This is a genomic window from Bdellovibrio sp. ArHS, assembly GCF_000786105.1.
Taxonomy (GTDB): domain Bacteria; phylum Bdellovibrionota; class Bdellovibrionia; order Bdellovibrionales; family Bdellovibrionaceae; genus Bdellovibrio.
This window is the reverse complement of record NZ_JTEV01000004.1, coordinates 61,751-75,372: the sequence shown is the minus strand read 5'-3', so window position 1 is coordinate 75,372 and position 13,622 is coordinate 61,751. Positions and strand designations below refer to the sequence as shown.

Genomic DNA, 13,622 nt, shown 5'->3' with positions numbered 1-13,622 from the left:
CGTTTTTGCAACAGTTTATTTGTGTTCAGGATCGAGACACATGAAACCAGCCACTTCCGTTTCAATCGTGGCCTCGACAATGCCAAAATCTTTGACCAACTTTTTGACCTTCATTTTTACGTTCTCCATATCAGAGACCGTTGCTTGCGCACTAAGGACCACGTGGCCGGTATAAATATGATTCTCTCCATCCAGCGACCAAAGATGTCCGTGGTGGACATCTTCCACTTTATCGATTTTGCGAATGGCCTTTTCGACGGACTCCACATCGATATTGGCCGGTGAAGCCATTAAAAAGACCTTAAGTGCTTCACGCACGTTCTTAAAAACATTGAACATGATCCACAAAGCCAACGCGATGGCCATCCCCGCATCCAGTTGGGGCAAAGAAAAGAACTTCATAGCCAAAGCGCCGATTAAAACCAACACCCAGCCCATGACGTCTTCAATCATATGCCACATCAACATCTTTTCATTCAGCGACTCACCTTTGGAAACTCGATAGGCGGCAAAACCATTTACCGCCACCCCCAAAATGGCTAAGAGAATCATCCCATCCGCATGGGGCTGCTGCGGATTCACCAGGCGTGGCACGGATTCGATTAGAATCAGAACAGAGCCCACGATCAAAATGATTCCGGTGATCAAGGCTCCCAGGGTGGAAAAGCGTCGATATCCATAAGAAAAATTCTCGTCACTTTTTTTATGCGACAGTTTTTCCAGTACGATGGCTAAAGTCACAGCCAGCGCGTCGCCGAAGTCATGCAAGGCATCACTGAGAATAGCCACACTGTTCGTCCAGAGCCCACCGACCAATTCAATACAAGCAAAAGCCAAATTGAGTGCCAAAGCCCATTTCATCCTGCCCATCACAGCGCCGTGAGAATGATGGTGATGATGCCCGGAGGCATGCGAGTGTTGATGGTGATGATGGGCGGACTTTGGCGTTTCTGACATAGTTCATTTAACTCTTTTCTATGTCAGGAAGTCAATCGGCGCCCCTCAAGATTGACCGCATTTTCGGAGCGTGCTACTTCTTTTTTCTATGACAAAACCTACTTTCAAGAAATTTGCATTTGGCCTTCTGTTTTACACAATTCTGGTGATTTTGTGGGGGGCCTGGGTGCGCATTTCACACTCGGGTGACGGCTGTGGCGACACCTGGCCTCTTTGTCATGGCCAACTGATCCCGGAAGCTCAACGTGGCAAGACCTGGGTGGAATACGGTCACCGTCTGATGTCGGGCATCTATGGGCTTTTGGTTCTTTATTTCTGGTGGGTGGCACGAAAAATCTATCCCAAAAAACATTTCGCCAGAAAGATGGCAACGGCCACTTTAATTTTCACAGTCACTGAAGCTCTTCTGGGGGCGAAGTTAGTTCTTTTCGGTTTGGTCACCACCAACGATACTCCTTACCGCGCTTTTGTCATGGCCCTTCACCAACTGAATTCGTTCATGCTCACTGGAGCTGTGGCGTTGACCTTTTCAGCTTCCTTGCTGCAAACCGAACTTCAAACTCCTTCCAAAGAAGACAAGCGTTACCGCTATCTGCCCTGGGTGATCGTCGCTATCGGTGTCACCGGAGCCTGGGCTTCGCTTTCAAATTCTCTCTTCCCTGCAGAGAATCTTTTTGATGGTTTTTTGGCGGATCTTGATGCCAACTCGCACTTTTTGGTGCGTTTACGCGGCTTGCATCCACTGCTGGCTCTTATCGGCGGCGGTGGCCTGGCCTTGTTTTTCTGGGTGAAGGCACAGACGGCGGAATCACTTTTAGTGGAACGTCGGTCCTATCAAATGAGTCTGACTCTGATCACAGCTTTGGTATTTGGAATTCTGACTTTACTTCTTCATGCGCCAGTGTGGATGAAAGTCGTTCACTTGGCTTTAGCTCACACGGTGTGGGTGATCTTGTTGCAATGGGTTTACTTCGTTCGCGCCGAAACAGTTCATCTGGAAACGATGGAAACAAGCCCTGTTAAGTCGTAAGCTCGTTCGATTCAACCAGACGGTGCAGAAAGCGCACCTTCTCGTTGATGTCGTCGTATTCTAAAACCATCTGTTGCAAATCGTAATCTCGCACCAAATAAGAGGCGAAGCTTCCTATGATCTCTTCCGGGCTGACCAGATTGCGCATAAAAATATCGCGCTGTTGGGGATCAGGCACATGCGTCTGAATCCAGCGAGTCAGAATCCGATGAAGAGCGTTCAACTCTGCTTGATATCTGGGTTCAAGAATGGTTTTTTCGGGAATGATGTGACCTTCACAAATAATATAAGGCGTGCCCCGATCAAGCACCTTGCCTAAACGTAACTTGCCTTGCCCCTGCAAAAAGATCAAAAGAGTTCCGTTAAGTCTTTCCTCGACGATTTGTGCATATCCATATCCCGCAATGTCGCGAACAAACGGAACCGTCTCGCCGGGCCGAACCGACGCGACCTTAGCCGGGTCTTCGATAAAACCCAAGGCAATGGGCGTCTGAGTTGCCACAGCTTCTTTAATCATCGAGAGATAACGGGGTTCGAAAATATTGAGAGGCTTTGTTGTTCGCGGAAACAATGTGACATTAACAAGAGGGAATAAAAAGACTTCCATGAACAGGACTCCTCAACTTGAAACTTCATTATAAAGACTGTAGCCTAGAATTGCTATGGAAAAGGTGGACTTAAAAATGCGAAACGTGGTCTTTTTTGATGGGGTTTGCCACCTTTGTAATGGTTTTGTCGATGCAGTTATCAGTCGTGATAAAACTCACTTTTTTCTTTTCGCCCCCTTGCAAGGGGTCACGGCCGAAAAGCTTTTGTCCCCTGCAGACAGGACCAATCTTGATACAGTGATTTACTTTGAGAAAGGCAGAATCTATCGTCGCTCTGCTGCGGTTCTGCGCATTTTATCGGGACTGGGTGGAGCCTATCGAATCTTTGCTTTGGCGCGAATTATCCCGGGACCTCTGCGCGATCTCCTTTACAATTATGTCGCAAAAAACCGCTATCATTGGTTTGGCGAAAGAGAGTTCTGTCGCCTGCCGACTCCGCAAGAGCGCTCTTACCTACTTCCCTAAAATTTTTCCGACAAACGGGCGATCTGCCTCTGAAAGATCACTTAAAGAAATTTCTTCGGGCAAACACCATCTAAAGGCATCGTGCTCTGTTAATACCAGATCTCTTTCCTGAGTCTCAGCCCAATAGACCCGCAGGCGTATGAGCTTTGTGGGGTATAAAAAGTCCTCTTCGCCGATAAAGTCACCCACCCGGATGGCAATTCCCAGTTCTTCCTCGATTTCCCTTTGCAAGGCCTGCTCAGAAGACTCATCCATCTCGACTTTTCCGCCGGGAAACTCCCAAAAACCCGCGCCACTTTGCTCCGGCCCCCTGCGCACAATAAGGATTCTCTTTTCCGGATCTGCAAAACGGCGAATGACGGCGGCAACCACCACGACCGGTGTCTTTTCTGTCATGTTTTTTCCTCTTTCTTAGGTCTAAGTATATAGGGGCCTTTTGTCTTTTTTGAAGATTTGTTTTAATCTATTTTTCAGAATGTTCTCATATCACCAAACTCTTTCTCACTTCAGTCGTTCTAATGTCACCATCTGGCTTTCCATGGCCTTTCAAGCAGGCGCTATCAATGCCGGGGGCTACTTGGCCTGCCATCGCTTTGTTTCGCACGTCACTGGGTTCGGAACTTTAGTGGGAACCGAAGCCGCACAAGGACGCTGGATGCAGTCCTTGGCGATGTTTGCTGTCCCGGGATTTTTCATCGGCGGCACGATGCTTTCGGCTTTCTTCGTAGATCGCCGCATCCAAACCGGCCGCAAACCTCTGTATCCGATTGTGATGTTTCTGATTTTCTTTCTCACCACTTCCGTCGCCATTTCTGGCACTCTGGGAGTCTTTGGCGAATTTGGTGCTCCTTTGGCGCGTCACGGCCATCTTCTGTTAGCAGCTTTGTGTTTAGCTTGTGGTATTCAAAATGCGACGGTGACTTCGGCCTTTGGCGCCATCATTCGCACGACTCATCTGACCGGGATTACCACGGACTTGGGAATCGGCATCGTGCGGGTTCTTTCTCACTCTCACAAAATTCAACCCCGCACGAACGAAGTGCGTGCGAACTGGATGCGTGCGGGTCTGATTTCATCTTTCACTTTGGGTTCATTGGTCTCGGCCTATGTTTACCTTCACGCACAGTATTGGGGCTTCCTTATTCCCGCCTCCATTGCTACAATCCTCTTCTTTTGGAGCCTTATTCACTTTAACGAGCACGACGGAACTTCATCATGATTGATACCCACAATTCCTATTTCATCATCCTGGTCAGCGGGGTGGCTCTCTTTTTGTACGGGATGGGACTAGCCTCGTCGTCGCTCGAAAAGTTGATGGCGGGAAAAATCACCCTTTTACTCAACCGTCTTTCGCAAAGTAAATTCTTGGCGATTCTCACGGGTGTCGTCCTCACGACACTTATGCAAAGCTCTGGAGCCGTCACGTCTATGTTGGTGGGACTGGGGTCTGCCCGAGTTATCAATTTACGCCAGGTGATGGGTGTTATTATTGGCACGGCGATCGGCACCACCCTGACCGTTCAGTTCATCTCCTTGGACTTAGGCTCTTATGCCCTGCCCGTTTTTGCGATTGCTTTTGCGTTCTATTTTAAGGCCAAAAAAACTGTCTTTAAGAATCTTTCTTTGGTCTTCATGGGCTTTGGCTTGCTTTTCTTAGGTCTGAATTTGATTTCGGTTTCTTCACATCACTTCGCCGAAAATCCGATGCTCACCGACTTGTTCCAAAGTGTTCGTGACAATCCTGGATACTCTTTACTTATTTCCATTGTTTTCTGCGCCTTTGTGCAAAGCAGTGCCGTCACTATCGGGATGGCGATGAGCCTTGCCGCTGTGAAGGCGATCACCTTCTACGATGCGATGATCTGGGTTTATGGTGCCAACATCGGAACCACTTCAGTTGCATTGATCGCTGCGGCTGGAGGCAATTACGTCGGCCGTCAGGTGGCGTGGGCGCATTTCTTCTACAAAACAATCAGCGTTGTGATTTTCTATCCATTCACACAGCTTTTCATTGATTTTCTGACCACCTTCGACACCAGCACTTCCCGTCAGATTGCCAACGGCCATCTTATTTTCAACGTTCTTTCTGCGGTGATTTTTTATCCCTTCATCAACAAAGGCGCAGAACTGATCGAAAAGATGTTTCCAAAACAAGCTTCCGAAGAGTTTGGCACTGAATTCGTCAAGCTCGACAACTATCAATCTTCGGCTTTGGCCGTTTCCTATGCCAATCGCGAGATCATGCGCACAGCCGACATCGTTTTGGGGATGATCAAAGACTCTATCCGGCTTTTTGAGACCAACGATCCCAAAGATTTTGACTCGATCAAAGATCGCGACAACAAGGTGGATTTTCTTTATCGCGAGACCAAAATGTTTCTTCTGGATCACGCCAATAAGTCCAACACCGTCGTCCATCAGAATATTATGAATATGATCATGTTCTTAAGTGATCTTGAAAGAGCGGCGGATGCCATTGACATCAATATTCTGGCCTTGGCGATTAAGAAGAACGCCCTAAAGCTTGAGTTTTCTACCGAAGGCTGGGCAGAAATTTGTCAGATGCACCAACAGGTTGTTAAAGTGGCCGCGATGGCCATCAATGCTTACCAAAATAAAGAACTCTCCGAAGAGGCCATACAGCTGAAGCGCGACCTTGCCAAAACGGAAATTTCCTTGCGCGAAAATCACATCAGCCGCTTGAATCGAGGGATGAATTCGTCGATCAACACCAGTTCCATCCATTTGGATCTGTTGAGCGAATACCGACGTATTGCAAGTTTATTATGTAACCATGCTTACAATTCGAGATCATCAACATGACACAAAGCCTAGTTCCCATCAGTCTTTTAGTTCTCTCCAATGTTTTTATGACATTTGCCTGGTACGGGCATTTGAAGTCCTTCAAAGAGTCGGCTCTTTGGGTGGCTATTCTAGTCAGTTGGGGCATTGCTTTTTTTGAGTATGTTTTGCAGGTTCCAGCCAACCGAATTGGCTACAACCACTTCACCTTACCGCAGTTAAAAATCATGCAGGAAGTGATCACCATGGTGGTCTTTGCCGGCTTCTCGGTTCTCTATATGAAACAGTCGTTAAAGCTTGATTTCTTATGGGCGGGCTTATGTTTGATTGGAGCCGTTTATTTTATTTTTCGCTCCCCTTAAAAATTATTTTACTTTCCTGACTCATTTCAAGATATACTAGGGGTATGAAGTTCATATACATCCTCGAAGATGATGAACGAATCCAGAAGGATCTATTCGACACCCTCAAAAGTATAGATCCCAAGCTTCATATTCGCTTCTTCTTCAGCCTTGCAGAATTTCACGAATGGCTCAAATCAGCACTGATGACGGGCCCGTTGGCTTTGGCCCCGGGGGGCCGTAAGTATAAAGATGATACAAGCGAAGACATCGCACCTGCCGCGACTCATGAACTTCGCTTGGTGGTCGCTAAGAATGAATTTTTTGGTGTGCAGAACATGGGCCTGATAAAACGGGCCCGTGAATTTTTCGTGCGCAAGAAAATGTGTTCCGAACAAGAGCCCACCGCCCTGATCCTCACCGCCTTTGACAGTCCCGATTTCGATATTGGTCTTGCCGAAGAACGCATCATCAATAATGTGATCTTTAAGCCCTTTGATAAGCTCATTCTGAAGCAGCATTTAGAATATGCGTTGACAGGACACCACCCGGTGACCTCAAGCACCGTGGCGTCCATGAATATTCGTTCGACCATTGAGATGCTGAAAGAAGTTTCCCTGAATTCGATTTCGGAAGTGGGTTTTACAACGCTGAATAATCACGAAATCAAGATCGGCGCGATGACCAAGTACTATAGTGATTCTTTCACATCTGGAAATATCAAGAGTGTGCTGGCCTATTGCAAATCCTGTAAGGCCGTGTCCGACAAAGAATTTCTGTGTGAGTTTCTGTTTTTTGGCGCGGATAACAAACAAGTCAGTCAACTGCGCAGAAATATTCTTCAAAACAAAGCCCATCAGCCCACGGAACTTCTCAACACCCATGGACGCAAAACCCGTATCCTGATTTTAGACGAAGATGCGGCGTCAGGACTGGAAATTAAAAATTTCTTTACTGATAAGTTTTCCAATGCCGAGGTCTTTCAATACACTTTACTAGGACAATTGCTTTCCGACCTTGCCGACAAGGACACGGTTCATAAACAAGAACTTCCTGAAACCTTTGATCTGGTTTTTGCAAACTATGAAATATTCGAAGTGGAAAAACAGAAGCGCTGGGAACAGATTCAGCAGTATCTTAAAGATCGCGCGGCGAAGCGCGGGTTTGAGCTGAAAGACATTCCGGATCTTTACTTAGTCTCGAAAAGAAAACTGAGCTTTGACATCATGAAGGAGCTCTCTGCCTGGGTGAAAGAGATCTTTTTTACGCCGCTGGATAAGTCCTATATGCTTAAAAAGGTCCTGTGCATGAATCCAGGCCTCTTAAACAAAGAAGCCACCTCCGTGGCTAGCGCAATGAATTCGGGCTCGTTGAAAGTCGCAAATCCCGTCGAAATCACCCAAATTTCAGAAGCCGGTCTGGTATTAAAATACTATCGAGCTATCAGCATCGGCGCATTCCGAGAATTTATCTTGTGGCGCCCTGAAGAGCTGGACACACCGGAAATCATCGGCACTGTGAATTTTCATGAACCGGATAAAGCGGGCGGCGCTTATCTTAATCATTTTGTCTTTTTTGGCATGAAGGACTTCTATCTAAAACATATTCGCCGATGGTTGTTGGAAGCCTACATTAAAACCAAAGACAAAGAGTAGTCTTTGCCTTTGGTTTCTTGATCACACTGGCCTATATGGATTTCCGTTTTAACAACAACGAATTGCTGACTACAGAAACCGAGCTCATAGCCATGGCCGCTCCCGCAATCACTGGATTCAACATCCCAAAGGCCGCTAACGGAATTCCCAAAACATTGTAGAAGAAAGCAAAAAACAAGTTCTGGCGGATTTTTCTTAATGTCATTTCGGAAAGCTCAATCGCATGCACCACGGACTGCAGATCATTTTTCATCAATGTTACGTCAGCCGTTTCAATGGCGATATCGGTTCCCGAGGACATTGAAAAACTAACATCCGCCACCGCCAAGGCAGGGGCATCATTAATACCATCCCCCACCATCGCGACACGCTCTTTGCGTCTTTTCAACGCCACAATGACACTGGCCTTATCTGCGGGTTTTACGCTGTGTTTGTATTCGTCGATACCCGCTTGTTTAGCGATTTCTTTGGCCGTGCCCTCGTTATCCCCGGTCAACATGATGACTTTAACACCCTTCTTTTTCAGTTCCGCAATCGCTTCCTTGGAGGTCGTGCGAATTTTATCAGCCACGGCGATATAACCTAAAATACGCTCGGCATCCGCTAGCGCCATCACGGTTTTTCCCTGATTTTCAAAACCTGCAATGACTTCTTTGTTCAAAGAAAAATCCGCTGCCACCCAGTGAGGTCTGCCCAGCTTCAAAGACCTTTCTTCAATGACACCCTCGACACCTTGACCCGTCACGGATTTAAAACTTTCCACCAGGAATAAATCCTGCTGAAGTTTTTTTGCTTCTTCAACGATGGCGGCAGCTAAGGGATGAGAAGAGCCCGCCTCAAGGCTGCCTGCCCAGCGCAGAATATCTTCTTTAGACCCGTGCACCGCAAACACGTCCGTCACCTGAGGACGTCCCTCTGTGATGGTGCCTGTTTTATCTAAAACCAACACTTTGATTTTTTCCGCTAGTTCCAGGGCCTTTGCGTCCCTGAAAAGAACCCCGGCTTGAGCCCCCTTACCAATACCCACGACGACCGCCGTCGGTGTCGCGAGTCCTAAAGCACAGGGGCACGCAATAACCAACACCGACACCGACGCGATAAATGCCGATGTCAAGTCTCCCGCAAAAAACCAGGTGGCAAAGAAAGTAAGAATACTGATCAACACCACCACGGGCACAAAAACGCCCGAGATCTTATCGGCCAACCGCTGAATCGGCGCTTTTGAGCCTTGCGCCGTGGTGACGATTTTGATGATTTGCGCTAACTGGGTTTTGCTACCCACGCTTGTTGCTTTGATCTTCAGTGTTCCTTCTTGATTCATAGTGGCTGCATAAACGGCATCGCCTGAGGCTTTTTGCGAAGGAATGCTTTCTCCCGTCAGCATGGATTCATCCACAGAGGATTCTCCCCCCACAACCACACCGTCCACAGGAATACCTTCGGCATTTTTCACGATAACAATATCACCGACTTTCAACTCAGAGGTCGCGACTTCCAACACCTGTCCGTCTTTTTCGATAAAGGCCTTTTTGGGCTGTAAACGCAAAAGACCTTCCACCGCTTCCGAGGTTTTTCCTTTCGCCCGGCTTTCCATCAATTTTCCTAGAAGAATCAAAGTCACGATGGCCGTACTGGCCTCAAAGTAGACATGCTGATCCGTCCAATTAAAGACCGTCACAACCACACTTAACAGATACGCCATGGAAGTCCCCAGCGCCACTAAGACATCCATATTGGCACTCTTAGAGCGAAGAGCAAAATAAGAACCGCGATAGAATCTCCATCCAATCCAAAACTGAACCGGCGTCGCTAAAATCAACTGCAGCCATCGCGGCATAAACTCATGATGTCCGCCTGCAAACATCCAGACCATCTCAAATAGAAAGGGCACCGTTAAAACGGCAGAGATGATAAAGTGTGTGCGCTCTTTTTTATACTCAGCCGCCGCCTCTTCCTTAAATTTCGCCGCATCGACATCGTCGTTGATTTCATAGGCTTGGTAACCAATATCCTGAATCGCCTTTAGCAGCTCAGACATCTGAGTGTTGCCCCGCAACTCGACGTGGGCCTTTTCAGTCGCAAAATTGACCGAAGCCTTCACATCAGGAAATGAGTTAAGAGTTTTTTCTACTTTCGCCGCGCAATTAACACAGGTCATACCCATTAACTGTAGTTCAGCCGTATTTTCCGCATTATTGATTTTTTCAGAGTCCATTTTTACCTGCCGATCTGTTCTCAAGACTAGGAGACCACCCCGGTTTTAGTGACAAAATAAATTTGCTAGATTTTTGTCACAAATCCCCAACCCTTCTCCTATGATGGATTGAGAGCAAAGGAAAATCATGAAGAAACTATTGACGCTGTTGTTTATGACGCCATTTATAGCTTTCGCCCATGGCGAAGACAAAGAAGGCCCTCATGGGGGACATATTCGTATGCCCGGCGCCTTCCATACCGAGCTGATGCTAGATGAAAAGCACGAAGCGCATATCTTCCTTTTGGACATGGAGTTTAAAAACCCCACCGTGCAGAACTCAAAAATTGAGGTCTATGCACTGAACGGAAAGACAAAAGTGAACTTCCAGTGTTCCATTATGGGAAAGAATCATTTTCACTGTGTGCCTGAAAAGAAGTACCCTTTAAAAGGAGAGCTGCGAGTTAAAGCCGTTCGCGACAACCTTCCGGGTAACGAAGTCAGCTATAAATTGCCTTTGCCTAAATTCGCGGAAGAAAAGACCCCCTCGGGTCATGACCATCACTAAGAAACAGGGCGCACTTTCTGCGTCGCTGTCACTATGGACGTAAATTCTTTTTGAAATTTCACCATCAGAGCCTCGGCCACCTGCCGAGGCTCCATCTGCAAATCTTGTAAAGACAAGGTTTTCACAGGCGTTCCCTGGTTCGTGACATTCATCGCAAAGTGCACCATCACAGAGACCGGCGACTTGGTCGCAATGCTGATACTGAGCTTGCGATCTTCCCAATAAATATCATCCCCGTCGCGCACCAAAGAAGCGTTTTTTAAAACCGCAGAATTAGACTGAAGATAATCTTTTGCTATAGCGGCAAACATTCGCTGCAACGCCACGCCCGAGAACAAATCACGATCGAAAACTTCGATAATAAAATGCAGCATCTCATCGCCTTTAATTTGCGCCTGCTCTAAAAGGTCTTCTCCATCCACCATATGCTCAAAGGAAATAGAGCACGGTCCTTGCCAAGAAACGATGGAAGGCCCCAGAACTTTGTGTTCCAGATAGGCAAACAAAGAGTGCAACTGAGTTCCGTCATAGGGAAATTTTCGCTCGATAAAAAGTGTCTTCATTCAGCAGAGTCCTTAAAAAGATGTTTCACATCCACATTCGCCGAAGCAAAGGCGCGCTTGGCGCGCTGACAGGATTCACACTGCCCACACCACTGTTCACCCGAAAAGTAGCAAGGCCAGATCATTTCCCAAGGAACCTTAAGGCCATGCCCCAAGCGAACGATATCAGGCTTTTTCAAATGAACCGTGTAGCATCCGACAGTGACATGATTTGACGTCGAGTAATACAAAGCCTTGGTTGCTGTATCCATAAATTCTTTGGAATTGTCAGGAAAGGTTGCCGCTTCCTCCACGTTAAATCCGGGAATGACGGCGATAGCCCCCAACGCCTCTGCGTAAGCGGCAGCGATATTCAGGAAAATACCGTTTCGATTAGGAACCCACACCGACTTTGCGGATTCCGCCGACTTTTGTAAATTATCGATTTCGACCTGGGCGCCGACCGGCACGGCCTGTTCCGCAACAAGAAGAGACGACTTGTTAAAATCCTTAAACCACGGAAGATCCACAACCTTATGGGGAATTTTCAAATGAGCGGCAATTTTGGCCGCCGACTCAACTTCCTTTTGCGCCGCCCGCTGACCATAGTTGAATGTCAACGCCAATACGATTTCATGACCATGCTTGATGGCATCAAATGCATTCACCGTCGAGTCCAAGCCCGCCGATAGAAGTACCACAACTTTTTTTACTGGTTTCATGTGCTAGCTACCTTTAAATCGCGAATCAGAATCTGCACCGTTTTTTGACCGGCGTAATAGTTCCACTGAAGCTCTCCTAGAATGTGGTAGAACCCAGGAACGTTTTGCAAAGTATCCAGTTGCCGAGGTGTCGGCGTGAAAAGAAGCGCTTCTGCCGAAACCTTGCCTTCCGGATCGGCAATTTTCAAACGCAAATGGCCCCCTTTCAATTCTCGTTTTGAAAGGACCTGAATATTTGAAAAATGAATCAAAGGAATGGCGAAACCCGCCCCGAAAGGGCCGACGAAATCGTACCACTTCATAAGAGGTGCTCCGACCTCAGAAAGCTGAGCCTCGACATCGTAGAAAATTTCTAAAGGCTTGGGCTTTTCGCGAAGTTCGGAAAAATGGCCATCCAACTTTTCAATAAAGGTTGCGACCCGTGTTTCCGCTATTTCAAAACCCGCCGCGGCCGAATGCCCGCCAAAACGGCTTAAGAAATCTTGGGCGCTGGACATAGCCTCGACCAGACAAGCTTCCTGCCCCTGGGGTAAACGCGCGCTTCCCACAATCATACCATCGTCACCCACCGATCCGACAAAAGCGGGCTTGTTGTAGATTTGGGTCAACTTGGTGGCAATCAAACCAACCACGCCCCGGTGAAAAGACTTTGAGGCGACAAAAACAAAATCCTGATAAGGCCATTCCTTAAGTAAAGCTTGAGCTTCAATTTCGGCGTCGTTCTGTAATTGCACACGGGTCGAGTTGTTCTTCATCACTTCCCGCACCATGCTTCGCGCCTTTGCGGCATCTTCTAAAAGAAAAATATCAATAGGCAAAACACCCGACTCCATGCGGGAAAGCGCATTGAGCTTAGGCGCAAAGCGAATCGCCACATCCTGACTGGTTAACGGACGATCCACCAGATCCAACTCTTCAAGTAACGCTCGAAGTCCCGCTCGTTTGGTCTCTGCAAGTTTTAACAAGCCATGTTTTACCAAAACGCGATTGTCGTCCACCAAAGGAACCATATCGGTCAATGTGCCGATTGTGAAATAATCCAGAACTTCTTTTAAATCCCAATTGTTTTTAGGCAGTTGAGCATGATCTTGAAAGTAACGTTTTAGACCACGCAAAAGATAGAAAGCAACACCGGCACCGCAAAGATATCCTAAGCCTGACGGACAATCCCCCTGGTTCGGATTCACCACAACATAGGCGTCGGGAATCGTGTCAGCGGGAAGATGGTGATCTGTAAGGATCACATCAATACCCAACTCTTTAGCCCGGTTCACCGCCGCATGAGCCGTAATCCCTACGTCCACCGTAATTATGACAGTAACACCTTGCTTGTGCAGTTCTTCTACTGCCGCGACGTGAAAACCATAACCTTCGGATAACCGCTTAGGTTGGTAATGCAAGACCTCGGGAAATCCCAAAGCCAGCATCCCTGTTTTAAGCAAAGCCAAACCCGAAGTTCCATCCAGATCGAAGTCAGCATAAATGCAGATTTTTTCTTTATTAAGATAAGCCTGACCTAGACGCTCAAGAGCTTGAGACATCCCCTTTAACAAAAGAGGATCTTTCAAATCAGCGAGCTTCGGGAAAAGAAGCTTCTCCACTTCTGGAGAAGCCGCGAACCCCCGAGCCGCTAAGATCTTACCGATAAGAGGCGGCCACTGCCCTTCAACCATGGAGGGCACTTCAGCTTCTATCGTTAAATCACGCGGCTTCCATAAAGGGTTCATTCCGTCCTTAC

The 13,622-nt window shown here is 47.4% G+C and carries 14 protein-coding genes; 7 read left to right on the top strand and 7 right to left on the bottom strand.

What is annotated here, in order from left to right; translation table 11 throughout:
* Positions 1-15: 15 nt before the first annotated feature.
* Entirely contained in the window at positions 16-957 is a 942-nt protein-coding gene (locus OM95_RS02615; protein ID WP_041869999.1) for a cation diffusion facilitator family transporter, read from the bottom strand.
* Positions 958-1,045: 88 nt separating this feature from the next.
* On the opposite strand from OM95_RS02615, the gene OM95_RS02610 reads away from it, so the two are divergent.
* Positions 1,046-1,987 carry a COX15/CtaA family protein gene (locus tag OM95_RS02610; protein WP_291515475.1) on the top strand — a complete coding sequence of 314 codons (942 nt, stop codon included), beginning with the start codon at positions 1,046-1,048 and terminating at the stop codon, positions 1,985-1,987.
* Here OM95_RS02610 and OM95_RS02605 read toward each other — a convergent pair.
* Entirely contained in the window at positions 1,977-2,594 is a 618-nt protein-coding gene (locus OM95_RS02605; protein ID WP_041869997.1) for an LON peptidase substrate-binding domain-containing protein, read from the bottom strand. The two genes, OM95_RS02610 and OM95_RS02605, sit on opposite strands and share 11 nt — an antisense overlap.
* A 55-nt stretch (positions 2,595-2,649) precedes the next feature.
* Between OM95_RS02605 and OM95_RS02600 the strand changes: the two genes are divergently transcribed.
* Positions 2,650-3,060 (top strand): DCC1-like thiol-disulfide oxidoreductase family protein, encoded by a 411-nt coding sequence (locus OM95_RS02600; RefSeq protein ID WP_041869996.1) that lies wholly within the window; start codon positions 2,650-2,652, stop codon positions 3,058-3,060.
* Here OM95_RS02600 and OM95_RS02595 read toward each other — a convergent pair.
* Complete coding sequence (locus tag OM95_RS02595; RefSeq protein ID WP_041869995.1) at positions 3,049-3,456, bottom strand: (deoxy)nucleoside triphosphate pyrophosphohydrolase; 408 nt, start codon at positions 3,454-3,456, stop codon at positions 3,049-3,051. The two genes, OM95_RS02600 and OM95_RS02595, sit on opposite strands and share 12 nt — an antisense overlap.
* A 79-nt stretch (positions 3,457-3,535) precedes the next feature.
* On the opposite strand from OM95_RS02595, the gene OM95_RS02590 reads away from it, so the two are divergent.
* From OM95_RS02590 to OM95_RS02575, 4 genes are read left to right on the top strand one after another with little or no spacing between them, the layout of a single operon-like run.
* Positions 3,536-4,279, top strand: a complete 744-nt coding sequence (locus tag OM95_RS02590; RefSeq protein ID WP_041869993.1) for a YoaK family protein — start codon at positions 3,536-3,538, stop codon at positions 4,277-4,279.
* On the top strand, positions 4,276-5,883 hold the full coding sequence (locus OM95_RS02585; RefSeq protein ID WP_041869991.1) for a Na/Pi cotransporter family protein: 1,608 nt from the start codon (positions 4,276-4,278) through the stop codon (positions 5,881-5,883). Before OM95_RS02590 ends, OM95_RS02585 begins: the two co-directional genes overlap by 4 nt.
* Positions 5,880-6,224 carry a DMT family protein gene (locus tag OM95_RS02580; RefSeq protein ID WP_041869989.1) on the top strand — a complete coding sequence of 115 codons (345 nt, stop codon included), beginning with the start codon at positions 5,880-5,882 and terminating at the stop codon, positions 6,222-6,224. The genes OM95_RS02585 and OM95_RS02580 overlap by 4 nt, the downstream gene beginning before the upstream one ends.
* A 44-nt stretch (positions 6,225-6,268) precedes the next feature.
* Complete coding sequence (locus OM95_RS02575; protein ID WP_041869988.1) at positions 6,269-7,858, top strand: hypothetical protein; 1,590 nt, start codon at positions 6,269-6,271, stop codon at positions 7,856-7,858.
* 31 nt (positions 7,859-7,889) lie between these two features.
* Here OM95_RS02575 and OM95_RS02570 read toward each other — a convergent pair whose 3' ends face one another.
* Positions 7,890-10,073: a heavy metal translocating P-type ATPase gene (locus OM95_RS02570; RefSeq protein WP_041869987.1), complete on the bottom strand. Its 2,184-nt coding sequence runs from the start codon at positions 10,071-10,073 to the stop codon at positions 7,890-7,892.
* Between the two features lie 127 nt (positions 10,074-10,200).
* Between OM95_RS02570 and OM95_RS02565 the strand changes: the two genes are divergently transcribed.
* On the top strand, positions 10,201-10,620 hold the full coding sequence (locus tag OM95_RS02565) for a hypothetical protein (protein WP_041869984.1): 420 nt from the start codon (positions 10,201-10,203) through the stop codon (positions 10,618-10,620).
* Here OM95_RS02565 and OM95_RS02560 read toward each other — a convergent pair.
* Genes OM95_RS02560 through recJ form a run of 3 tightly spaced genes read right to left on the bottom strand, consistent with a single transcriptional unit; the run spans position 10,617 to position 13,611 of the window.
* Positions 10,617-11,183, bottom strand: coding sequence for a DUF366 family protein (locus OM95_RS02560; RefSeq protein WP_041869982.1), 567 nt, complete (start codon positions 11,181-11,183; stop codon positions 10,617-10,619). The genes OM95_RS02565 and OM95_RS02560 overlap by 4 nt on opposite strands.
* Complete coding sequence (gene queC, locus OM95_RS02555; RefSeq protein ID WP_041869980.1) at positions 11,180-11,884, bottom strand: 7-cyano-7-deazaguanine synthase QueC; 705 nt, start codon at positions 11,882-11,884, stop codon at positions 11,180-11,182. Before queC ends, OM95_RS02560 begins: the two co-directional genes overlap by 4 nt.
* Positions 11,881-13,611 carry a single-stranded-DNA-specific exonuclease RecJ gene (gene recJ, locus OM95_RS02550; RefSeq protein ID WP_041869979.1) on the bottom strand — a complete coding sequence of 577 codons (1,731 nt, stop codon included), beginning with the start codon at positions 13,609-13,611 and terminating at the stop codon, positions 11,881-11,883. Before recJ ends, queC begins: the two co-directional genes overlap by 4 nt.
* Positions 13,612-13,622 lie beyond the last annotated feature (11 nt).